Origin of the sequence: Microbulbifer rhizosphaerae (genome assembly GCF_014191725.1) — a bacterium.
GTDB lineage: Bacteria > Pseudomonadota > Gammaproteobacteria > Pseudomonadales > Cellvibrionaceae > Microbulbifer > Microbulbifer rhizosphaerae.
Map to the genome: position 1 here is coordinate 21905 of NZ_JACHWZ010000011.1, position 22048 is coordinate 43952.

21 protein-coding genes are annotated in these 22048 nt (G+C 60.2%); 10 read left to right on the top strand and 11 right to left on the bottom strand.

The window, feature by feature from the left end; all coding sequences use genetic code 11:
* The first annotated feature begins 37 nt into the window (after positions 1 to 37).
* Positions 38 to 769 (top strand): polysaccharide deacetylase family protein, encoded by a 732-nt coding sequence (locus FHS09_RS12425; protein WP_221191986.1) that lies wholly within the window; start codon positions 38 to 40, stop codon positions 767 to 769.
* A gap of 95 nt (positions 770 to 864) precedes the next feature.
* Here the strand turns inward: FHS09_RS12425 and FHS09_RS12430 are convergent, their stop codons facing one another.
* Complete coding sequence (locus FHS09_RS12430; protein WP_183460366.1) at positions 865 to 1389, bottom strand: carboxymuconolactone decarboxylase family protein; 525 nt, start codon at positions 1387 to 1389, stop codon at positions 865 to 867.
* 89 nt (positions 1390 to 1478) lie between these two features.
* Between FHS09_RS12430 and dinB the strand changes: the two genes are divergently transcribed.
* The 4 genes from dinB to FHS09_RS12450 all read left to right on the top strand — a co-directional run bounded on the left by dinB (position 1479) and on the right by FHS09_RS12450 (position 3933).
* Entirely contained in the window at positions 1479 to 2561 is a 1083-nt protein-coding gene (gene dinB / locus FHS09_RS12435) for a DNA polymerase IV (protein WP_183460376.1), read from the top strand.
* A gap of 108 nt (positions 2562 to 2669) precedes the next feature.
* Positions 2670 to 2933, top strand: coding sequence for a DUF6116 family protein (locus tag FHS09_RS12440; RefSeq protein WP_221191987.1), 264 nt, complete (start codon positions 2670 to 2672; stop codon positions 2931 to 2933).
* 32 nt (positions 2934 to 2965) lie between these two features.
* On the top strand, positions 2966 to 3493 hold the full coding sequence (locus tag FHS09_RS12445) for a hypothetical protein (protein ID WP_183460377.1): 528 nt from the start codon (positions 2966 to 2968) through the stop codon (positions 3491 to 3493).
* Positions 3490 to 3933: a hypothetical protein gene (locus FHS09_RS12450; protein WP_183460378.1), complete on the top strand. Its 444-nt coding sequence runs from the start codon at positions 3490 to 3492 to the stop codon at positions 3931 to 3933. The genes FHS09_RS12445 and FHS09_RS12450 overlap by 4 nt, the downstream gene beginning before the upstream one ends.
* Before the next feature lie 12 nt (positions 3934 to 3945).
* On the opposite strand, the gene FHS09_RS12455 is transcribed toward FHS09_RS12450, so the two are convergent.
* The 6 genes from FHS09_RS12455 to FHS09_RS12480 form a co-directional block, all read right to left on the bottom strand.
* Positions 3946 to 4404: a MaoC family dehydratase gene (locus tag FHS09_RS12455; RefSeq protein WP_183460379.1), complete on the bottom strand. Its 459-nt coding sequence runs from the start codon at positions 4402 to 4404 to the stop codon at positions 3946 to 3948.
* 48 nt (positions 4405 to 4452) lie between these two features.
* Entirely contained in the window at positions 4453 to 5238 is a 786-nt protein-coding gene (locus FHS09_RS12460) for an SDR family NAD(P)-dependent oxidoreductase (RefSeq protein ID WP_183460380.1), read from the bottom strand.
* 1 nt (position 5239) lies between these two features.
* Complete coding sequence (locus FHS09_RS12465) at positions 5240 to 6016, bottom strand: SDR family oxidoreductase (RefSeq protein ID WP_183460381.1); 777 nt, start codon at positions 6014 to 6016, stop codon at positions 5240 to 5242.
* Positions 6017 to 6259: 243 nt separating this feature from the next.
* Positions 6260 to 7303, bottom strand: a complete 1044-nt coding sequence (locus FHS09_RS12470) for a phosphotransferase (RefSeq protein ID WP_246394966.1) — start codon at positions 7301 to 7303, stop codon at positions 6260 to 6262.
* A 24-nt stretch (positions 7304 to 7327) separates the two neighbouring features.
* A complete protein-coding gene (locus FHS09_RS12475) occupies positions 7328 to 8542 on the bottom strand; it encodes an acyl-CoA dehydrogenase family protein (RefSeq protein WP_183460383.1) in 1215 nt (404 codons plus the stop codon).
* Between the two features lie 89 nt (positions 8543 to 8631).
* A complete protein-coding gene (locus FHS09_RS12480; protein WP_183460384.1) occupies positions 8632 to 9300 on the bottom strand; it encodes a histidine phosphatase family protein in 669 nt (222 codons plus the stop codon).
* Between the two features lie 108 nt (positions 9301 to 9408).
* On the opposite strand from FHS09_RS12480, the gene FHS09_RS12485 reads away from it, so the two are divergent.
* The 3 genes from FHS09_RS12485 to FHS09_RS12495 all read left to right on the top strand — a co-directional run bounded on the left by FHS09_RS12485 (position 9409) and on the right by FHS09_RS12495 (position 13064).
* Positions 9409 to 10302, top strand: a complete 894-nt coding sequence (locus FHS09_RS12485) for a LysR substrate-binding domain-containing protein (protein ID WP_183460385.1) — start codon at positions 9409 to 9411, stop codon at positions 10300 to 10302.
* A gap of 150 nt (positions 10303 to 10452) precedes the next feature.
* A complete protein-coding gene (locus FHS09_RS12490; protein ID WP_221191988.1) occupies positions 10453 to 12483 on the top strand; it encodes an NADPH-dependent 2,4-dienoyl-CoA reductase in 2031 nt (676 codons plus the stop codon).
* 23 nt (positions 12484 to 12506) lie between these two features.
* A complete protein-coding gene (locus FHS09_RS12495; RefSeq protein WP_183460386.1) occupies positions 12507 to 13064 on the top strand; it encodes an isochorismatase family protein in 558 nt (185 codons plus the stop codon).
* A gap of 86 nt (positions 13065 to 13150) precedes the next feature.
* Here the strand turns inward: FHS09_RS12495 and FHS09_RS12500 are convergent, their stop codons facing one another.
* Together FHS09_RS12500 and FHS09_RS12505 are read right to left on the bottom strand one after the other, a co-directional pair.
* The gene (locus FHS09_RS12500; protein ID WP_183460387.1) at positions 13151 to 14419 is read right to left on the bottom strand and encodes an MDR family MFS transporter; all 1269 of its coding nucleotides are present in this window, start codon (positions 14417 to 14419) and stop codon (positions 13151 to 13153) included.
* A gap of 281 nt (positions 14420 to 14700) precedes the next feature.
* Entirely contained in the window at positions 14701 to 14847 is a 147-nt protein-coding gene (locus FHS09_RS12505; protein WP_183460388.1) for a hypothetical protein, read from the bottom strand.
* A 163-nt stretch (positions 14848 to 15010) separates the two neighbouring features.
* Between FHS09_RS12505 and FHS09_RS12510 the strand changes: the two genes are divergently transcribed.
* Both FHS09_RS12510 and FHS09_RS12515 read left to right on the top strand, forming a co-directional pair.
* Positions 15011 to 16576: a carboxylesterase/lipase family protein gene (locus FHS09_RS12510; protein ID WP_183460389.1), complete on the top strand. Its 1566-nt coding sequence runs from the start codon at positions 15011 to 15013 to the stop codon at positions 16574 to 16576.
* 6 nt (positions 16577 to 16582) lie between these two features.
* Positions 16583 to 17131, top strand: a complete 549-nt coding sequence (locus FHS09_RS12515) for a histidine phosphatase family protein (RefSeq protein WP_183460390.1) — start codon at positions 16583 to 16585, stop codon at positions 17129 to 17131.
* A 285-nt stretch (positions 17132 to 17416) separates the two neighbouring features.
* Here FHS09_RS12515 and pepN read toward each other — a convergent pair whose 3' ends face one another.
* Complete coding sequence (gene pepN / locus FHS09_RS12520) at positions 17417 to 20059, bottom strand: aminopeptidase N (RefSeq protein WP_183460391.1); 2643 nt, start codon at positions 20057 to 20059, stop codon at positions 17417 to 17419.
* Positions 20060 to 20275: 216 nt separating this feature from the next.
* Complete coding sequence (gene ggt, locus FHS09_RS12525) at positions 20276 to 21988, bottom strand: gamma-glutamyltransferase (protein WP_343057478.1); 1713 nt, start codon at positions 21986 to 21988, stop codon at positions 20276 to 20278.
* Positions 21989 to 22048: the final 60 nt, after the last annotated feature.

The following is a 22048-nucleotide window of genomic DNA, read 5'->3' on the forward strand; positions in this document are numbered from 1 at the left end:
CAATCGACGGCGGTGAACAGGAAAGCAAGGAGCAACCGTGAACACATCGGGATACGGCAGGGCGGCCAAATGGCTGGGACTGGCCCTGATACTGTCATCAGCGCTAGCTGTCGCTCTCTATCTGATCAGCAAAAGCGTCACTTGGCAGGCCTTCGGCGAGATCGTCCACCGGGTGGATACGCGGGAAAAAGTTGTCGCCCTCACTTTCGACGACGGCCCGAAACCCGGCGCCACCGAAGAGCTGCTGCGGTTACTGGACGCGCAGGGGGTAAAAGCCAGTTTCTTTCTGGTGGGCAAGTCCCTGGAGCGCAATCCGCAACAGGCAAAAATGATCGTCGAGGCCGGGCACCAGTTGGGCAATCACTCCTACAGCCACTCCCGGATGGTCTTTTTCGATTACCGGCGGGTGGCCGAGGAATTGGAAAAAACCGAGGCGCTGATCCGGCAGACAGGCTATCGGGGTGAGATTCTCTTCCGCCCACCCTATGGCAAGAAATTGTTCAACCTGCCCCGCTATCTCGCCGATAACCGTATCACTACGGTCACCTGGGATATCGCCCCGGAAACTTTCGACGGCCCCATGCCGCGGCCGGAAGAAATCAGCAGCGCTATTCTCGAGCAGGTGCGCCCCGGTTCCATCATCCTGCTGCATCCTATGGACGGGTACCGGGAAACGGTGCAGCAGGCCCTGCCGGTAGTGATCGGGAATCTGCGACAGAGAGGATTCCGCTTCGTGACCCTGTCCGAGTTGCTGGCGGAGGCGCAATAGTACTGCGGTATCCCTAACGCCACGCCTGGTATCAAAGGGGACTGGAAAACGGCTGCGCTTCACCTGTGTCGCCCAGCCCAGTGGGCCGCCGCTACCTACTCGTGCTCAAGCCCCAGCATATCCGCGAAGCGGTTAAAGCCCGCGGTCATCTCCATCACCCCCAGGGCCTCCACGACCTCCTTATTGCTCACCCCCACGTCCCGCGCCGCATCCAGCAGCCGCTCGCCGTGGTCGTAGGGGGCAATATTGGCGTGGCGAGCGAGATCGAAGAGTTCGTGTTCCCCGGGGGGATAATGCACGTGCTCGGGGTAGGAACGGATGCGCAACACCTCCTTCGGATCCACACCCAGTTCCTGCAGGGTGATGCTGTGGAAGTAGATAGAGTAGTCGCAGCGATTGTCGGCGGAGACCACCAGGGCGATCCCCTCTTTCAGCTGCGCCGACAGGCAACCGTGCAACATCAGTGCCTTGAATTTGTCCCAGTTCGCCTTCAGCAAGGCCGGGTGGTGGGCATAGGCCCGGAACAAATCCGGCACCGAACCCAGTTCATCCTCTATCTCCGCGAAGACTGCCCGAACCTCTTCATCTTCGGGGTCCTTTACCAGGGGGATACGGCTCATGGTTCACCTGCCTGCTCGTTCATCGAATTCACTTCAGTCCCAAACTCACCCACTTCCCGCCCGGCCGAAATACTGTATATAATCCCAGCATGCGAAAAATCATCCACTGCGACTGCGACTGCTTCTACGCATCGGTCGAAATGCGCGACGATCCGAATCTGCGCGGCCGGCCGCTGGCAGTGGGTGGCGCCAGCGACAAGCGCGGGGTCATCTCCACCTGCAACTACGAGGCGCGCAGCTTTGGCGTGCGCTCGGCCATGCCCAGCGCCCAGGCGAAGAAGCTCTGCCCTGATCTGATTGTAGTACCCGGCAACATGAAAAAATATCGGGAGGTCAGCGGCCAGATCCGGGATATTTTCCTGGAATACAGCGACACCATAGAACCTTTGTCCCTGGATGAGGCGTTCCTGGACGTTAGCGACAGCGCGCGCTGCCGCGGCAGCGCCACCCTGATCGCTGAGGAGATACGCCGGCGGGTACGCGAGGGGCTGGGGATCACCATCTCCGCCGGAGTGGCACCGAACAAATTCCTGGCCAAGATCGCCAGCGACTGGCAAAAACCGGACGGCCTCACGGTTATCCTGCCGGAGGCCGTGGACGGGTTCGTACTGCGCCTGCCGGTGCACAAGATCCACGGCGTAGGCCGGGTGACCGCGGAGAAGATGCACCGCCAGGGCATCCGCACCTGCGCCGACCTGCGCAATTACTCGCTGATCGAGCTGGTTCAGTCCTACGGCAAATTCGGCCGCCGGCTCTACGAACTCTGCCGCGGCATCGACGAGCGCCCGGTGAACAGCGACGGCTCGCGCAAAAGCGTCAGTGTGGAACACACTTTCAACGAGGATCTCGTGGCGCTGCCCGACTGGCAGGAGCAGCTCACCGAACTGTATATTCGCCTGCTGGAGCGGCTGGAAAACCTCGACGACCGCTACCGCATCAGTGGCGCCGCGGTAAAGGTGAAATACGGCGACTTCTCCCTTATGACCCAGGAGCGGGCGAGCCAGTCCTGCCGCATCACCGAATTCAAACACCTGTTGCAACAGTGCTGGGATAAGCGCGCGGAGCCCATCCGCCTGCTGGGGGTCGGGGTGAAACTCAGGGATTTGCGCGCCGAGTTGGGCCCGGAGCAGCTACCCCTCCCATTGCCCGGTGCGGAGCGCCTGTCCGCCTGAATCGGCACCCATTCCCACTGCAAATCTGGCGCCGCCGCACACTTCGCAAACCCGGGCTCCAAATCCCCGGAACTATACTCACCAAAGCACCCGCTAAGGATCTGTCCGATGAAGAGAGTGCTCCCCAGCGCCCTGGTCGGCTGGTTTCTGAACTACGCCAGAACCCTGGAGCACCCGCAGCTGTTCAAATGGATCAGTGTCATTTTTTTGGTGGATTTATTTATTCCCGATCTGGTGCCATTTGTCGACGAAATATTACTGGGCTTGGCTGCACTGTTTCTGGGACGGTGGAAAAAAAGCCGTTCCGGAAAAGAGCCTGCGGAGAAGGCCCCCGGTGCAGGGGAATCCCGGAGCGGATCACACAGGAAGTAGCGGATCTCAACCGGCGCAGGAGGCGCGACTGAGTGTTCTGGAATCATTTCCAACAGCTGAGCGATGAAGCACTGCTCGACTACTACCACTCCACGCGCAATATCCGCGCCTTCCGCCTGCTCTACGCACGCCACAAAGACAGTCTCTATCGCTATTGCAGCCAGATGAATCTCGCCGCCGCCGGCGGTGTGCTGGAGGAGCTCTGGAGAAATATTCTGGAACGCCCACCGCAACTGTATGGGCGGCTGCTGCGCAGCTGGTTGTTTATTCATGTAAACAAACTGTTGCATAACGCCACGGAGCAAAACCAGGATACGGCTGCGGAAGCACCCCTGCCGGGCAGCAAACTGCTCTCCGCGCTGCAAAACCTGCCGAGAATCGAGCGCAATATTTTACTGCTGCATATGGAGTGCCGGCTGCCGCTGGCCACCATCGCAGATATCGAAAGAATTTCCCTGAAAAAATGCCGGGAACACTATCGCAACGGCGGAGAGCGACTCGAAACGCTCCTGAACGGATCGCGTAGGCAACCCTGGCGGACGAAAGAGGTGGCGGTATGAGCGCGTGGGAAAATCACTACCGGGACGCAGTGGCGGAGGTGATCTCCCCGGATTGCCTGGATGAAAAAATCCTGCAGCACGCCCGCCGGTACAAACCGCTGAAAAAAGACAATCGCTGGTTATCCAGGACCGCCAGCGGTTGCGCCGCACTGGCTGTGGTCGTGCTGCTGGCACACCCGGCCCAGTACCTCGGCGCCCTCACCCCCAACGGGCACGCGGTGGACCAGAGCGATCACATGGCCAAGTGGAGACGGAGCAGCGACCACCTGTTGGAGAAAACCGATTCCTGGTATGCACTGCGCAGCGAGGTGAAAGCGGGCAATTACGTCAACCTGTGCAACCAGTGGCGGCGCCAACAGCGCAGCTCCGCCCTGGAAAAACTCCCCCGGGACCTGGAAGCAGCGGCCCGCAGCCACTGCCGCCTGCTTCCCGCTCCCTGATGGCGGTAATTCTTATACGAATTGCATAAACAACCACTCGGCCACCAGTGCCGGCTTATCCCCGCCGTCGATTTCCATAGTGACCTCCAGCTTAAGCTGGTACTGGCCGGGATTTTTCTCCAGGATGTCGAGTACTTTTGCGTGCACCCGCACCCTGCTATTGACCTTGACCGGATTGATAAAACGCACCTTGTCCAGACCGTAGTTCACACCCATCTGCATATTCTCGATTTCCACTCGCAGTTTTCCGGCAAAATACGAAAGCAGTGACAGGGTGAGAAATCCATGGGCAATGGTACCGCCGAAAGGTGTCATTTTCGCCGCTTCCGGGTCCACGTGGATAAACTGGCGGTCCAGAGTACATTCGGCAAAGGCGTCAATGCGTTGCTGGTCGATCAGCAACCAGTCGGTGGGTTCAGTAGTGTACCCGATATAGTCTCGGATTTTTTCCCGCGGAATCAGCGTCGACATTATTTTTTCTCCATACGGCGCTACTGAATCTTCGCAGAAGGCCGCGCCTTAAAAAGCGGAAACACCGCCGTCCACCGCCAGCGCCTGACCGGTGACGTAGCTGAGCGACGGTGAGCAGAGCATCACCATGGCATTGACCACTTCCTCAGGCTCCGCCAAGCGTTTCATGGGGCAGCCGCTCGCCATCGAAGCCCGCAACTCCTCACCGCTCACACCCGGAGGGGGCTCTATTCCGGTGACCATCGGCGTCAGGGTGAAAAACGGGCAGATGGCGTTGACGCGGATATTGTACCTGGCATTCTCCACCGCCGCGGTGCGGGTCAATCCGATCACCGCGTGTTTGGCCGCGGAGTAAACACCGGCCTTCGGCGCGCCGCCGAGGCCGGCCAGGGAACTGACATTCAGAATAATACCGGAGCCCTGCGGCTTCATGGCTTTCAATTGATGCTTGAGGCCGAAGAAAACCCCCTTTACATTCACACTGTGCTGGCGGTCCAGCATCTCTTCGTCCGCATCGTCCAGAAACGCGAGAGGTGGGGCGATACCGGCATTGTTGACTGCGATGTCCAGGCACCCGAAGCGCTCAACGGCCAATCCTACCAGTGCCGCACAGTCCTCCTCTGAGGACACGTCGCAGCGCTGCGCATGCAGTTCGATTCCCGCACCACCCAATTTATCCGCGGTCTGCGCCAGGCCGGCTTCGTCGATATCCCCCAGCACCAGCCGCGCCCCGCGACGGCCCAGTTCTCTCGCCAGCAACGAGCCGAAACCGCTGGCCGCTCCGGTGATCAGCGCCACTCTGCCGGTAAAATCCAGCAATGGATCCCTGGACATATCAGATTCCTCCGCAAGCTGTCAGCCCGCCGTCCACCACCACGCACTCGCCGGTGGTATAACTGGAGGCGTCGGACACCAGATAGAGCACAGTGCCCGCCATCTCCTCCGGCTCCGCATGGCGGTGCAGGGGGATATGGCCGATGGCGGTATTGTAAATTTCTTCATGGGAGAACAACGCGCCGGCGAACCGGGTTTTCGTGAGCCCCGGCAGCAGCGCATTCACACGGATATTGTACTGGGCGCATTCCTTGGCAAAGGCCTTGGTCATATTGACCACCGCCGCCTTGGTAATCGAGTAGATTCCCTGGCCGGCGCCCGGCTGCAGGGCATTGATGGAGGCCGTGTTGACGATGCAGCCGCCGCCCTGCTCGCGCATCATCCTGCCCGCCTCTACCGACATAAAGAAATAGCCGCGAATATTGACGTCCACGGTTTTCTGGAAGGCCCCCAAGTCGGTATCGAGAATATGGCCGAAATAGGGGTTGGTCGCCGCGTTGTTGACCAGGATATCCAGCCGGCCGTGTCTTTCGCGGATATCCGCAAACACCCGCCCGATCTCTTCCATATCGCCGATATGGCAGGGCAGCGCCTCGGCGCTGCCGCCGGCCTCCACTATGGATTCCGCCACAGCCTGGCAGCCCTCGATCTTGCGGCTGGACACCAGAACATGGGCGCCCTGCTCCGCCAACAGCCTGGCGACCGCCTCCCCAATACCGCGGCTGGCGCCGGTTACCAGGGCGACTTTTCCTTTCAGGTCAAATAGATTGGTCGGCATTGATTTATCCTCTTTAATTTCTATCGCTCAGAGCCCTCCTGTAGAAAGGGCAAAGCGAAGTGTGCTCATCCTACAAAACCGTGACGGGAAGGCGCTGATGCCGGTGGCTTTTTGCGGGACCGTCGGAGGCATGGATGCCGACGCCGAGCGTACAGGGACGTATTAGGGGGGCGCCCAGCCCGTGTCCCGCAAAAAGCCACCGGTAGCAGGGCCGCCAAAGCCCTTCACCAAATCCCACCCGGTTCAGTATTCTTTCTCGATTATATTCAGTGCCATACGAGCCACTGGCTCCACCAGCGCCCCTAACCGCGCGGCATTTTTATTCGATGCATTGCCATCCCGGGCCCGCTTGGCCACGCCCTGGATAATCGCCGCCAGGCGGAAAAAGCTGAACGCCAAGTAGAAGGCCCAATTGTCGATTTTCCCGATGCCCATTCGCTCGCAATAGCGGGCCACATATTCAGCTTCGGTGGGAATACCCAACCCATGGCGGTCCACTCCCATCAGTCCGGAGATCCTGTCGCCATCGGCGGGCATGCGAAGTTGCATACACTGGTAGGCCAGATCGGCGAAAGGGTGGCCGAGAGTGGAGAGTTCCCAATCGAGCACCGCGATAGCGCGCGGTTCATCGCGGGCAAATATGATGTTGTCCAGGCGATAATCGCCGTGCACCAGCGCCACGCGGCCGTCGTCTTCCGGCAGCGCACCCGCCAGCCAGTCGATCAGTTCGTCCATGGCCGCAATTTTTTCGATTTCGGAGGCGCGGTACTGTCCACTCCAGCGCTCGAACTGGCGCTGGAAATAATTGCCCGGGCGCCCGTAATCGGAAAGGCCTACAGTTTCCACATCCACACCGTGCAGCGCCGCCAGCACGCGATTCATCTCCTCGTAAATCGCGCCGCGCTCCGCCCCGTCCAAATCCGGCAGCGCGGCGTTCCAGAAGATGCGTCCCTCGCAGTACTCCATCACATAGAACAGGGAGCCGATCAGCTCCCTGTCCTCGCACAGATGCAACACCCTCGGCACCGGCACATCGGTGCCGGCCAGTGCCCGCATTACACGAAATTCGCGGTCCACCGCGTGGGCGGACTTCAGCAACTTGCCCGGCGGCTGTCGACGCAGCACATAAGTGCCGGATGCCGCCTGTAACTTGAAAGTGGGATTGGATTGACCGCCGGAAAATTTACTGACTTCGAGCGGACCGCGAAAACCCTCGATACAATCGGTCAGATATTTTTCCAGCCGCTCCAGAGGCAAGTGGTCAACCGCATGTTTTCCGGATTGCATTTCCTCTGCCATAGGAGTTCCCCCTCAATCGCTTTCCGCACCGTAACGCGCCGCCAGATTGCGCCCCAGCTGCATCATATGCACCTGGTCCGGCCCGTCCGCCAGGCGAATGGTGCGCGCGTAGCTGTAGTGCTGCGCCAGGTTGTAGTCCTGGCTCAACCCGGCGGCCCCGTGGATCTGTATCGCCCGGTCGATCACATTGCAGGCCATCTGTGGCGCGACGATTTTGATCATCGAGATCAGGTCCCTGGCCGCCCTGTTGCCGTACCGGTCCATCCAGTCCGCGGCTTTCAGGGTAAGCAGGCGCGCCTGTTCGATTTCACAGGCGGACCTGGCGATATCCTCCCGCACCGAGCCCTGCCGGCTCATCGGCCGGCCGAATACCACCCGCTGCTCCGCGCGTCGGCACATCATTTCCAGCGCCCGCTGTGCCTGGCCGATCAGGCGCATACAGTGATGAATGCGACCCGGGCCCAGACGTCCCTGGGCGATTTCGAAACCGCGCCCCTCCCCCAGGATCAGGTTGTCCGCCGGTACGCGCACATTGTCGAAAACAATTTCCGCGTGGCCCTCCGGCGCATCGTCGTAACCGAACACGGTCATCGGGCGAATAATATTGACGCCGGGAGTGTCCACCGGCACCAGTATCTGCGACTGCTGCCGGTGGCGATCGGAATTGTCCGGGTCGGTCTTGCCCATCACGATCAGTATTTTGCAGCGGCGGTTGAGGGCGCCGCTGATATAGAATTTGTGCCCGTTGATCACATAGTCGTCGCCGGTGCGCACAATAGAGGTTTCAATATTGGTGGCATCGGAGGAGGCGACTTTCGGCTCGGTCATGGCGAAGGCGGAACGGATCTCTCCAGCGAGCAGCGGTTTCAGCCACTGTTCCCGCTGCCGCGGACTGCCGTACCGGGCGAGTACTTCCATATTGCCGGTGTCCGGTGCGCTGCAGTTGAACACCTCCGACGAAAACAGCACCCGCCCCATCTCTTCCGCCAGTGGTGCGTACTCCAGGTTGCTCAGCCCGGCGCCGGAGTTCGAATCGGGCAGAAACAGATTCCACAGCCCCGCCTCCCTGGCTTTGATTTTCAGCTCCGCGAGTATCGCCGGCTCGCCCCAGCGGTCCTCCTGCAACTGTCGATGAAAAACGGCTTCCGCCGGATAGACATGGTCATGCATAAAGCACTTGAGGTGCTCCAGCAATTGCTTTGTCTTGTCGGAATACTCGAAATCCATTGCTATCCACTCCAGCTGGCTACAAGTAAATGGCCCAGGTCAAGAGAGCGGGACCTTCGCATCACGGTTATCGCTTAACTCAGCGCTATTCAGCTGTAGGTAATAAACTCCCGCCGCCCTTCGCGCTCCAGGTGCGGTACATGGTTGAAACTGTGCAGGCTGATACTGCCGGCACCGCAAAAGAAATGGCTCACTGCCGTGTTTTTGATCTGCATATTGAGTTTGGTCACCGTCTCGGCGTGGGCGCCAAGCACCTGGCGCACCATCATTGCGATGGCGCCGCCGGAGCTGACCACGAGGGTTTTCGCACCCCGCGGGCTGTCGCCAATCAGCTTCAAGGCTTCCCCGATGCGCTGCTCGAACGCCTGCCAGCTCTCCACCGGGCTGATCTTTCCCTCGGCCCAGGCGAGCATCGCCTTCTTGAGAAAGCGGTAATAATCGGAACGGCCGGCGCCTTCGCCCGGCACGGACTGCGGATCGCGCTCGCCGTAACTGCGCGTCACGCTGTGAAAATCGAATTCATTCAGCTGGGGCGCCAGCTCCACTCGCGATACATCCAGATCCATTCCTTCGCAAATACCCTGTGCCGTCTCCCGGTGGCGCCGCAGGTCGCCGCAGAGAATACGATCGAACCGCCCCCCCTCGCGCCAGTGCTCCCCCAGCCAACGGGCCTGGCGCCAGCCGAGGTCCGATAATCTGTCGTAGTCGGCAGCGCCAAACGAGGCCTGGCCGTGGCGAACTGTGTAGAACTCTGCCAATGTTTTCCTCCCTCCCAACGGGTTTAATACGGTAGCTCCCGGCATTGAATCATCAAAGTTTATTATGCGAATATCCAATCATTCATAGTATTAATGATGGTGACCGCTGTGCAGCTGAAACAGATGGATATGAACCTCTTCCTGGTGTTGGAGGCCATCTACAGCCAGCGCAACCTGACCCGCGCCGGGGAGCAGTTGCATATCACCCAGCCGGCGGTCAGCAATGCCCTGGCGCGGCTCCGCCGCACCCTGGATGACCCTCTGTTCACCCGCACCCCCGCCGGTATGCAGCCGACGCCGCTCACGGAGCGCATCATGCCCAGGGTCCGGCAGGCCCTCGCGCTGCTCGGCGGCAGCCTGAGCGAACAGCGTTTGTTCGACCCGGCCACCGAGGAGAAGACGCTGCGCCTGTCCATGAACGACATGGCGGAAACCCTGCTGCTGCCCCGACTGCTGGAACGGCTGCAGCAACAGGCGCCGGGAATTGCGGTGGAATCCTACTATGTACCCCGGGACCAACTGGTCAAGGAGCTGGCCGCGAATACCCTGGATTTCGGCCTGGATATCCCTTTGGTCTCCGCCACCCAGCTGCATCAGCAGCGCCTGGTCAACGATCGCTACCTGTGCATACTGCGCACCGACCACCCGCTCGCAGATCAGACCAGCCTAACCCTGGATCAGTACCTGAAACTGGAGCATATCCACGTCTCCAGCCGCCGCAGTGGGCCGGGGCTGGTGGATATCGCCCTGAACAAGCTGGGGCGCCGCCGCAGTATCAAACTGCGGGTACAGCACTACCGGGTGGCGCCGCTGGTGGTAATGCGCACCGACCTGGCGCTCACGGTACCGGCCAGCCTCGCCGAGCAGTATCCGGCGCGGCTGTTCGAGCTGCCGTTTCAGATTCCGCAGATGGACTGGCACCTGCTGTGGCACAAGAACCAGCATGAAGACCCGGCGAACAAATGGCTTCGGGGGCAGTTGATGGATTTGTTTGTCCCGTGAGGAAGCACCGCTGCGGCCGGAGATTGATCACTGATTTCGGCCGGATCGGTCACTGCCGCTCACTATTCCCCCCTGCTATTCTCCGTCGCATCAATATGCAAAGAGTTGCATATACCTTTCCGGTCGTGACTAAAGAAAGAGAGAACCGCCATGTCCATCGCCTATCCCCACCTGCTGGCCCCACTGGACCTGGGTTTCACCACTTTGAAAAACCGGGTACTGATGGGCTCGATGCACACCAACCTGGAGGAGCACCCAGGCGGCTTTTCGCGGCTGGCGGCCTTCTATGCCGAACGCGCGCGCGGTGGCGTGGGCCTGATGGTGACCGGTGGGATCGGCCCCAACGAGGAGGGCTGCGTGGCCATGGGCGCGGCCAAGATGACCACCACTGAAGAGGCGCAGCAGCACCGGGAAATCACCGATGCGGTGCACGCCGAAGGCGGCGTCATCTGCATGCAGATACTCCACGCCGGCCGCTATGCCTACAACCCCAACCAAGTGGCGCCCTCGGCGGTCCAGGCACCAATTAATCCCTTTACGCCCCGCGAATTGAGCGGTGGGGAAATCGAAGGCCAGATCGACGACTATGTACGCTGCGCCACCCTGGCCCGCGAGGCAGGCTATGACGGCGTGGAGATCATGGGATCGGAAGGTTATTTCATTAACCAGTTTATCGTCTCGCGCACCAATAAGCGCACCGACGAATGGGGCGGCAGCTTCGAAAACCGCATCCGCCTGCCGATCGAAATCGTACGGCGCACCCGGGAAGCGCTGGGGCCCGACTTTATCATTATCTATCGTCTGTCCATGCTCGACCTGGTGGAGGGCGGCAGCAACTTCGAGGAAGTGGTCACCCTCGGCAAGGCCATCGAGAAAGCGGGCACGACCATTATCAACACCGGTATTGGCTGGCACGAGGCCCGCATTCCCACCATCGCCACCAGCGTACCCCGCGCCGCCTTTAGCGAAATCACCGCCAAGGTAAAGCAACACCTGAATATTCCGGTAATTACCAGCAACCGCATCAATATGCCCCAAGTGGCCGAAACCGTACTGGCTACCGGCCACGCGGATATGATTTCCATGGCGCGGCCCTTCCTGGCGGATGCGGAATTCGTCAACAAGGCGGCGGAAAACCGCGCGGATGAGATCAACACCTGCATCGGCTGCAACCAGGCCTGCCTGGATCACACCTTCGAGTTGAAACTCACCTCCTGCCTGGTCAACCCGCGCGCCTGCCACGAAACCGAACTGAATTACCTGCCCACAGTCCATCCGAAGAAGATTGCCGTAGTGGGCGCCGGTCCCGCCGGCCTCGCCGCCGCAACCGTGGCCGCCGAACGCGGGCACAAGGTCACACTGTTCGAGGCCGAAGACAAAATCGGCGGCCAGTTCAATATCGCCAAGCGGATTCCCGGCAAGGCGGAATTCCAGGAAACCCTGCGCTATTTCAAACGCAAACTGGAACTTACCGGCGTAACCGTCAAACTCAACTGCCGGGCTACTGCGGACGACCTGCAGGCATTTGACGAAGTGATTATCGCCACTGGCATCGCTCCGCGCACCCCGCCCATCCCCGGGATCGAGCACGAAAAAGTGCTCAGTTATCTGGACGTGCTGAAACACAAAAAGCCGGTGGGTGAAAAGGTGGCGATTATCGGCGCCGGCGGTATCGGCTTCGATGTGGCGGAGTACCTGACGCACGAGGGGAATAACGACGAAGAGCTGATTGCCGTCGGCAAAGAGGAGTTCTTCGATGAATGGGGCGTGGATATCCAACTGGAAAACCGCGCCGGTCTCAAGATGCCTGCAACCGTCACCACCCCGCGCCAGGTGGTTCTGTTGCAACGCAAGACCTCCAAAGTAGGCGCCGGCCTGGGCAAGACCACCGGCTGGATTCACCGCACCAGCCTGAAACACCGCGAAGTGCAGATGATTCCCGGCGCCGAATACGAGAAGATCGACGACCGCGGCCTGCATATCCGCGTGGCCGATGAGCAGCAGCTGCTGGAAGTGGACAACATTGTGATCTGCGCCGGGCAGGAACCGGCGCGGGAGCTGTACAATGCCTTGCTGGACACAGCAGCCAAAGTCCATCTGATCGGCGGCGCCGACGAGGCTGCCGAACTGGATGCCAAACGGGCCATCGACCAGGGCTCGCGGCTGGCCGCTGAAATTTAAGGAAACGAGGGGAGAGTGTCGCAATGCTGCAAACCGATAACCCGGCACTGCTGGTGGTCGATGTACAGTTGGCCATCGATCACTTCTCCCCTCACCTGCGCAGCAACCCTCAAGCGGAGGAGCATATCGCCGCACTGCTGCGATACTGGCGGGCACAAAGCCGGCCGATTATTCATATCCGCCACTCCTCCCGTTTTCCCGAATCCCCCTACCACGCCGACAGTCCGTACTTTGCATTCAAGCCGGAAGTGGCACCCGAAGCCGGTGAAGTGGTGGTAACAAAACGGGAGAATTGTGCCTTTATCGGCACGGAGCTGCACGACACCCTCACACAGTTGGCAGCGAGCGAACTGGTAGTGACCGGTGTGGTAATCAACCACTCGGTGGACGCCACCGTCAAGGTGGGTGCGGCACTGGGCTACCGCATTTATTTGCCGGAAGACACCACGGCCACCTTTGCTACGCCGTTGCGCGACGGCACGCTGATTGAAGCAGAGCAGTTACAGGAAATTTTTCTCAGCAATCTACAGGGCGAGTACGCACAGATCTGCCACAGCCGGGAACTGATGACTCAAATTTAAGGAACCTCTGAACCGCTTCTATAAAAAAGGCCCCGCGAGGGGCCAAGAACAGGGGTTTCTTTCAAAGGTTCCTTTCAAGGGTTCCTTTACTGCGGCTGGGCCACACCCTCACCAATTTCCGCTTGATCCTCCACATCGTGCCACCGCGGCCTGGAGAGGCGCTCAGTCAGGCGGTAGAGCAGAAACACCAGGCCACAAAGGCCGCACATCAACCAGTAGAGCGCCGGCCCGCTCCACCACTCGATCACTATGCCGCCCACCAGCGGCGCCGCAGACCAGCCCAGGGAGTAAAAGGACGAGGCCCCGAAGTAGCTGCCGCGCAGGTGGTCCGGCGCAAGGCGGTCTATCTGCACACTCATGGTGGGGAACAGCACCGCCTCCGCCAAACTCACCACAAAAGTGGCTCCCATCCACCCGGCAAACCAGTGCACGGGATTGAGTGCAAACCACACCTGCCCGGCGGCCAGTACGCCCAGCCCGATCACAATCCGCCCTTTTATCTCGATATTGCGCATCAACTGCAGCAGCGGAAACTGTAATAGCACGATAGTGAGCGCATTCACCAGGATCATACTGGAAATCAGCTGTACTAAATTGGGCGCCTGCGCCCGGGTCAGGTACTGCACCAAGCTGGAATCCATATGCGCATAGATAAACAGCGTCAGCACATTGGCCACAATCACCACCAGAAATACATGGTCTTTTCTCAGCACCGCGAGGGTACCGCGGAAATTCGCGCTCATATCCCGCCGTCTGTGCGCCAGACGTCCGGTTTCCGTGCGGGCAAATCCCCACAAAAACGCCAGGCTCAACAGCAGGTAGCTGAGCGCGGTGAGCCCGAAGGTGGACTGCTGGGCACTGAGCCCGGCCCAGACACCGATAATCGGCCCCAGGGCCGCACCCACGTTGATCAGGAAATAGCGGAATTGCAGCGCCAACTCGCGGCTCTGTTTGTCCCGAACCAGGTCACCGATCAGTGCACTGGCCGGCGGCTCCCAAACAGCGCGACCGATGGAGCAGAATGTCATTGCCAGAATAAAAGCCGGCAGTGCCTGGGCCACCGCCAGCAGGGCAAAGGCGAGAAAATTGATCGCGGTGCCCGCCAGCAGGACATTGCGCCGGCCGTAGCGGTCGGACAGTGCCCCCACATAAAAACCCAGCAGAGCCGCACCCACCGCGGAGGCACTGAGAATCAGCCCGATCTCCGCGGCTCCCAGCTGGAATTTCTCATACAGCAGAATGGCCAGAAACGGCCACACCATAAAATAGGTTCCGCGGCCGAAGAAACTGCCGACCAAAACAATCCAGACCAACGGCGGAAAACCGTGCAGGCGCTGCCACCACTGCCTATCCATCTTTTACTCCTTGGACTTCTTTTTGGGTAACTACTCACCCCTAGGGAACCCGCATTGATTCAGCGGAACCACCTTGTAGGAGCCTGCTTGCAGGCGAACGGCTACGGCGTTCCGTTCTTGTTCGCCTGCAAGCAGGCTCCTACAGGGGTAAGTAATTACTTTTTTGGAACCTGTTCAGAGACAAAATGCCGCAAAAAAAAACCCGGAAGGTAAGCCTTCCGGGTTTTCTCTTGGGAGGAAGGCTTTTACACCTTCCATCGCCTGAAGCTCTGTCGGGTGTGCTAGGTGATCACTGCGGTCACCGGGCGCTTATACATGGAGCGGATTTTGCGAACACCGACTCCACACCACAGGCGCACAGCGACCGGCAGCAAATGCTGCAGGGCGGAGCGCAGGCGCGGTAGGTAATGGAGAGATTGCGTGTTCATCGGAAACTGTCGCTACTTGACACTATGACGTTAATACTATCCGAGCGCCGGATGTTTGCAAGTGGAACTTTCAATATTTTTTCTCCGGCCGCGGACAGTAGATAAAAAAACCTGCCAGCTATACTGAAATTGTCCAGGAAGGAACAGGAGCAGGGACCGGCCCATGACCAGCGACGCCAATATTCGCCATGAAATTCATCGCAACGTGCGAGAGGAGACTCAGATACTGGACGCACCCGCCGGTCCCCTGATCGGCGCGGTGGACGGGAAGACGGGTGTTCACTGTTTCCTCGGCATTCCCTATGCCGCGTCACCCACCGGCGAGCTGCGCTGGCAGCCGCCACAATCGCTGCCGCCCTGGCAGTCCCCGCTGCGCGCCACCGCCTTCGGTATGCCGGCGGCACAGAATCCCTCCGGGCTGATCGAGGTTCGCGGCCCCAACGGAGAGACGGCGGACAGCGAGGACTGCCTCTACCTGAACATCTACGCCCCGCCGGGCCGGCGCGATAAAAAACTGCCGGTGATGCTCTGGATACACGGCGGCTCCTTCTATATCGGCTCCGGTTCCCAAGAGGTGTACAACGGCTGCTACTTGGCCGCCAGCGGTCGCGCTGTAGTGGTGACCTTCAATTACCGCCTGGGCGCACTGGGGTTTCTGCGCCTTGCGGATATCAGCGACATTCCCTCCAGCGGCAACGAAGGTCTGCTGGATCAGGTGGCGGCGCTGGAGTGGGTTCGAAAAAATATTTCCGCCTTCGGCGGCGATTCGGACAATATCACCCTGTTCGGTGAATCCGCTGGCGCGATGAGTATCGCCACCCTGCTGACTTCGCCCCGCTGCCACCGCCTGTTCCGCCGGGCCATAGTGCAGAGTGGCAACCCCTGTGCGTTGCACTCCCGCAACAGAGCCAACAGCCTGGCACAGGCATTTGTCGAACATCTCGGTGAATCGCCGCATCGCGCGGACACCCGCACGCTGCTGCGTGCCCAGCAGGCAATACTGTCGGATCCGCACCTGGAGCAGAAATGGGGCCAGTTGCCGTTTAAGCCGGTGCTGGACGGCGAACTGCTGCACACTGAACCCATGACTGCGCTGCGGGACGGCAGCGGCGCAGAGGTATCGCTGTTGCTGGGCAGCAACCTGGATGAGTGGAATCTGTTCAGCGCCATAGCGCCGGAAACCTTTACCCTGGACGGCGAACAGATACGCGCGCGCCTGGAATGGCTGTTGCCGCGGCACCACCTCGACCCGCTGCTGGGGCACTACCACAAGCTGGCCAGCTCCCTGGCCGGCAATCCCTGGCCGGAGTGGAGCCGCACCTGGAACCTGTTGCTCACCGATATGGTATTCACCCTTCCCGGCCTGCGCCTGCTGCAGGCCCACGGCGGAGACCGCTTTCACTATCACTTCGCCCAGCCGCTGGCGGCGCAACCGCTACTGGGTGCCTGTCACGCCGTGGAACTGGGATATGTATTCGGCACCCACGGCGAAACCTCGCTGCAATCCCTCTACGGCGGTGAGACCGAGCCACACAAGCTCAGCCACACCGTGCGCGAGGCGTGGCTGAATTTTGCCGAGTGCGGCGACCCGGGGAGCGACTGGCCAGCTTTCGCCAACGGACACAGCCGCCGCTTTGGCGAACACCCGGAAGACCGCGCCTTCGATACAGCGCAGCTCTCTTCTCTGTGGCAGGATATACCGGACAGTACATTGGGCAGTTACCTCTGAGCATCCATGACAAAAATATTGCTGATACGCCATGGCGAGGCGGCAAAAACGCCGGAATCCGTCGATCCCGATCTCACCGAACGGGGGTGGCAACAGGCGCGTCGACTGGCGCAACACTTTACCCGGACGCCCCCCATTGCGCTGGCCAGCAGCCCCAAGGCGCGCACCCAACAGACGGCCCAACCGCTGGCCCAACTCTGGCAGCGCCCGGTGAACATCGAGCAGGCGGTGACTGAAATTCCCTCCCCCGAGGGGCTGCCCACCAGCGAGCGCAGGGACTGGATTCGCCGCCTGCTCGACAGCAACTGGGACGACGGGGACAGGCAGCAGGTGGACTGGCGCCGGGGGATCGCGCGGTACCTTCTTCAACTGGAACGGGATACCGCGATCTTCTGCCACTTTATGGTGATCAATTCAGTCGTGGCGCATATACGGGGCGACCGACGCATACAGCAGTTCCGGCCGGACTACGCATCGGTGACGGAGTTGCGGCTGCAAGGGGGAAGGCTCAAGGTTCTGCGACTGGGCGAGGAACGCCGCAGCCGTATCCTGTAGGAACAAGCTCCGTAGCTCTTCGCCTGTAAGCAGGCTCCTACAGGGTACTCCGTAGGAGCCTGCTGTGACCGCCATGGATGGCGGAATGCCGCCCAGCGGAAATGCAGATTTTGCAGGAGCAAAAAATCTGTCAGGCGGAAGGATTAGCGCTCTGTAGCTGTTCGCTTGCAAGCAAGCTCCTACAATTCGGTCCGTAGGATGGGCAAAGCGAAGCGTGCCCATCATCTGCGGAGTGATGGGCACGCTTCGCTTTGCCCATCCTACGCAAATCCCGAGTCCCGGCCATTAAACCAGGCTCTTACTCACCACCTCATACAAATCCCGAGACAACCTCCCGGATTCCATCACCGATTGCAGCGCCCGGTGCATTTTTTCACCCAGTTCGCCGGTGTATTTCTTCCAGCGGGTAATGGGCGTTACCAGCCGCGCGGCGATTTGCGGGTTGAGTTTGTCCAGGGCGACCACCTGCTCCGCGAGGAACTCGAAACCACGGCCATCGGCTCGGTGGAACTGGATAAAGTTGCGATTGGCAAAGCCGCCGATTACCGCGCGCACCTTGTTTGGATTGGTCAATTCGAAGGCCGGGTGTTGCATCAATTCCCGGACTGACTCCAGGGTACCCCGCCGGGCACTGGTACTCTGCAAGCCGAACCACAGCTCCACCACCTGAGTATCCTGTTGCCAGCGTTCGTAGAAACTCTCCAGCGCCGGCTGCGCCATATCGTCGGCGGCGTGGTTGACCAGAGAAGCCAGCGCCGCGGCGCTGTCGGTCATATTGGCGGCATTTTCGAACTGCGCCTGTGCCAGCGTCAGCAGCTCCGGCTCTTCGGTAACGCAGAGATAAGCCAGGCAGGTATTTTTTAAACTGCGCTCGGCGATATCGGCGGCCTCCGGGCGGTAGGGTTTGTCACAATCCAGTCGCCGGTAGCAGTCCAGCAGTTCGCCCTTCAGGGCCTCCGCCAGCGCGCCCCGGGCAAATTCCCGCGCGACAATAATTGCCTCCGCATCTATCCGCTCGCACTGTTCCGCCAGGGTCTGCGCGCTGGGCAGTGTCAGCATCTCCGCCACCAGCGCCGGGTCCAGTTCAGGGTTTTGCAGCACACTGCGGTAGGCGTCCACCAGTTGTGGTTGCAACTGCAGGTCGCGCCCTTCGCGATAGTCTTTCTGCAACTGCTCCAGCGCCATAAAGGCCAGGCGCTGGCCGGCGTCCCAGCGATTGAACTCGTCCGAGTCGTTGCGCATCAGGAACAGCAGCTGTTCGGTGCTGTAACCGTAGCGTACCTTGACCGGCGCGGAAAAACCGCGCAGCAGCGACGGCAGCGGCTTTTCCTTCAGGCCCGTGAAGTTGAAGGTCTGCTCCGTTTCGCTTACCTGCAACACTTTTTGTGTGGTGCCCTGGGGATCGAGGGACAGGTCGCGGCCGTCGGCACCCAGCAGTCCCACCGCCAAGGGGATATGGAAGGGCAACTTTTTATTCTGTCCGGGCGTGGCGGGACAGGACTGTCTGACAGTCAATATGTAGGTGCCATGGGCGGCGTCGAAGGCGTCGCTCACCTCCAGCACCGGCGTGCCCGCCTGGCTGTACCAGCGGCGAAACTGAGTGAGATCAACACCGTTGGCATCCTCCATCGCCGCCACAAAGTCCTCGCAGGTTACCGCGCATCCGTCGTGACGCTGGAAATACAGGTCGCTGCCTTTGCGGAAACCTTCTGTACCCAATAAGGTGTGGATCATGCGCACCACTTCCGCGCCCTTTTCGTACACGGTGAGGGTGTAGAAATTGGAAATTTCCATATAGGAGTCCGGGCGCACCGGGTGGGCCATGGGGCCGCCGTCCTCGGCGAACTGTGCGGTGCGCAACAGGGAGACATCCTCGATCCGCTTTACCGCGCGGGAATTCATATCCGCGGAAAACTCCGCATCGCGAAATACGGTAAAGCCCTCTTTCAAGCTCAGCTGGAACCAGTCCCGGCAGGTCACTCGATTGCCGGACCAGTTGTGGAAATACTCGTGGCCGACAATGGATTCGATACGCTGGAAGGTGGCGTCGGTGGCCGTCTCAGGGCTGGCCAGCACGCAGGCGGAATTGAAAATATTCAGCCCCTTGTTTTCCATCGCCCCCATGTTGAAATGATCCACTGCCACGACCATGAAAATATCCAGGTCATATTCGCGCCCGTAGACCTCTTCGTCCCAGCGCATGGCTTTTTTCAATGAGCGCATGGCGTGGTCACATTTACGGATATTTTTCGCCTCGGTAAAAATCTGCAGCTTGACCTCGCGGCCGCTGGCAGTGGTAAAACTGTCCTCCACAGTCTGCAGTTCTCCCGCCACCAGGGCGAAGAGGTAGGCGGGCTTGGCGAAGGGGTCCTCCCAGGTGACGAGCAGGCGCCCGTCTTCGGTGGCGCGTCGCTCGATCTGGTTGCCGTTGGACAGCAATACGGGGTACTGGCGCGGCGCCACTATGGTGGTGGTGAAGCGGGACATTACGTCCGGGCGGTCAGGATAGTAGGTGATCTTGCGGAATCCCTCCGCCTCGCACTGGGTGCAGTACATGCCGTTGGAGAGGTACAGTCCCTCCAGCGAAGTATTGTCTCTGGGATTGATACGGTTGTGGATTTCCAGCACAAACTCCGGATTCTGCACATGGATCGAAAGGCCCTCCGGCAGCTCCCGGTAGCGGCTCGCCGGCACCAGTTCGCCGTCGATGGACAGGGACAGCAGTTCCAGGTCCACACCGTCCAGCAGCAATGGCGGCAACGTCTCCCCCGGCGCCGATTCCGCCGCCGGATTGCGGCGAATCTGCAGTCGTGACTTCACCAGGGTGTCCTGCGGCTGCAGTTCAAAATGCAGACGGGTGCTGTCGACCAGGTAGTCAGGTGCGCGGTAGTCCTTCAGGTAAACGGTGCGGGGTTGGGCGTCTTTCATGGCAATTCCAGTTTTTCCACAATCCGGTCTCAGAAAATGAGGCACACGTTATCACTCCAGTGAGAATCCACAAGAGGTCGGGCACAATGGCACTAAGTTAAGCCTTGGGCGGTCCCGCAAAAAGCCCCCGGCATCAGGCCCTTCGCATCATGGTTATCGGCTTAACTAGTGCCATTCAGATCAGGGCATACAACCGCGCCACTCGCATCCCGCAGTTCAGAAACCCGCCGCCTGCCCGTCCTTGCGGCTCTCGGACGCCCCCTGATAAACGCCGTTCCCACTCCGCATTATGGCCTGGTAGCCGCCGTAGGGGCCGCTCTCGAAGCGCAACTGGTGGCCCATCTGCACCAGCCTGCGGCGAGTTTCCATAGGAAAGCCGTCCTCCAGGCTGATATAGCCGCCGTCGAGCATCATCTCCCCGGTGGGCTGGCTGGAACCGCTGTGCAGGATGCGTGGTGCGTCGCCGGCCTCCTGGATATTCAAACCGAAGTCCAGCATATTGATCACGATCTGCGCGTGCATCTGCGGCTGGGTGGCGCCGCCCATGACACCGAAGCTCATCACCGGCTCGCCATCTTTGGTGATAAATCCGGGAATGATGGTGTGGAAGGGACGCTTGCCCGGCCGGTACTGGTTGAAGTGCCCGTCTTCCAGGCTGAACAGTTCACCGCGGTCCTGCAGGATAAAACCCAGGTCGCCGGGCGTCATACCGGAGCCCATACCCCGGTAGTTGCTCTGGATCAGCGAGACCATATTGCCGTCCTTGTCCGCCACCGTCAGGTAGATGGTGTCGCCGTGGCGCAGCGCCTCATTGCCCGCGTCGTAGCGTTTCGCCGCCCGGTCGCTGTCGATCAGTTTGCGCCGTTCCGCGGCATATTTCTTCGAGATCAGTTGCCGCACCGGAATCTCGTTGAACGCGGGATCAGCGTAGTATTTTGCCCGATCCTCAAATGCCAGTTTTTTCGCCTCCGCGAACAGGTGGATATATTCAGGGCTTGTCCGCCCCAGCGCCGCCAGGTCATACCCTTCCAGGATATTGAGGATCTGCAGGGCAGCTATACCCTGGCCGTTGGGGGGCAGCTCCCAGATATCGTAGCCTCGGTAGTCGGTGGAGACGGACTCCACCCATTCGGACTGATGGGCGGCCAGGTCATCGTAGGAGAGAAAGCCGCCGTTGTCTTGCATATAGGCGGCGATTTTCTTCGCGATTTCCCCCTTGTAAAAAGCGTCGCGCCCGCCCTCGGCAATGGCGCTATAGGTTTTCGCCAGTCGCGGGTTGCGGAAGATTTCTCCCTCCATGGGCGCGCGGCCGTTTGGCATGTAGGTCTCGCGAAAGCCCGGATATTTTTCCAATAGCGGCACAGATCGGTTCCAGTAGTAGGCCACCAGTTGGGTGACCGGGAAGCCTTTTTCCGCGTAGTCGATTGCCGGTGCCAGCACTTCCTCCATGGGCAGGCGGCCGAATTTTTTATGCAGCTCGAACCAGCCGTCCACCGCGCCGGGAGCCGACACCGGCAGCGGCCCGTGGGAGGGGATTTTATCCAGGTGGTTCTGCGCGAAGTATTCAAAAGTCAGCGCCCTGGGAGAGCGGCCGCTGGCGTTCAGGCCATAGAGTTTCCCATCATCGGCGCTCCAGACGATGGCGAACAGGTCGCCACCGATGCCGCTGCCGGTGGGCTCCATCAGCCCCTGCGCCGCGTTGGCGGCGATGGCTGCATCCACGGCGCTGCCGCCGCGCTTCAGGATATCCAGTGCGATCTGCGTGGCGAGCGGCTGGCTGGTGGCCGCCATGCCGTTGCGGGCCAGCACCGGCGAACGGCTGGCAAAGCCCTCGCTGTTTACCCGGTCGTAGGCGCCGGCCGGGGCGGCGGTTGAAAGCAGGAAAGGAACCAGTATGGCGATATAAAAAAAGCGGATTGTGGATTTCACGATCGGTACCCCCGATTATTCTCTTGTTCCGTTACACTAGTGTCCTGTCTGATATTAAAT

Excerpts from the sequence above, each read along its gene's own strand:
- FHS09_RS12430 (WP_183460366.1), bottom strand. The coding sequence starts at position 1,389 with ATGAGCCGTATCCCCCTGGTAAAGGACCCCGAAGATGAAGAGGTTCGG.
- dinB (WP_183460376.1), top strand. The coding sequence starts at position 1,479 with ATGCGAAAAATCATCCACTGCGACTGCGACTGCTTCTACGCATCGGTC.
- FHS09_RS12440 (WP_221191987.1), top strand. The coding sequence starts at position 2,670 with ATGAAGAGAGTGCTCCCCAGCGCCCTGGTCGGCTGGTTTCTGAACTAC.
- FHS09_RS12450 (WP_183460378.1), top strand. The coding sequence starts at position 3,490 with ATGAGCGCGTGGGAAAATCACTACCGGGACGCAGTGGCGGAGGTGATC.
- FHS09_RS12455 (WP_183460379.1), bottom strand. The coding sequence starts at position 4,404 with ATGTCGACGCTGATTCCGCGGGAAAAAATCCGAGACTATATCGGGTAC.
- FHS09_RS12460 (WP_183460380.1), bottom strand. The coding sequence starts at position 5,238 with ATGTCCAGGGATCCATTGCTGGATTTTACCGGCAGAGTGGCGCTGATC.
- FHS09_RS12465 (WP_183460381.1), bottom strand. The coding sequence starts at position 6,016 with ATGCCGACCAATCTATTTGACCTGAAAGGAAAAGTCGCCCTGGTAACC.
- FHS09_RS12470 (WP_246394966.1), bottom strand. The coding sequence starts at position 7,303 with ATGCAATCCGGAAAACATGCGGTTGACCACTTGCCTCTGGAGCGGCTG.
- FHS09_RS12475 (WP_183460383.1), bottom strand. The coding sequence starts at position 8,542 with ATGGATTTCGAGTATTCCGACAAGACAAAGCAATTGCTGGAGCACCTC.
- FHS09_RS12490 (WP_221191988.1), top strand. The coding sequence starts at position 10,453 with ATGTCCATCGCCTATCCCCACCTGCTGGCCCCACTGGACCTGGGTTTC.
- FHS09_RS12495 (WP_183460386.1), top strand. The coding sequence starts at position 12,507 with ATGCTGCAAACCGATAACCCGGCACTGCTGGTGGTCGATGTACAGTTG.
- FHS09_RS12500 (WP_183460387.1), bottom strand. The coding sequence starts at position 14,419 with ATGGATAGGCAGTGGTGGCAGCGCCTGCACGGTTTTCCGCCGTTGGTC.
- FHS09_RS12505 (WP_183460388.1), bottom strand. The coding sequence starts at position 14,847 with ATGAACACGCAATCTCTCCATTACCTACCGCGCCTGCGCTCCGCCCTG.
- FHS09_RS12510 (WP_183460389.1), top strand. The coding sequence starts at position 15,011 with ATGACCAGCGACGCCAATATTCGCCATGAAATTCATCGCAACGTGCGA.
- FHS09_RS12515 (WP_183460390.1), top strand. The coding sequence starts at position 16,583 with ATGACAAAAATATTGCTGATACGCCATGGCGAGGCGGCAAAAACGCCG.
- pepN (WP_183460391.1), bottom strand. The coding sequence starts at position 20,059 with ATGAAAGACGCCCAACCCCGCACCGTTTACCTGAAGGACTACCGCGCA.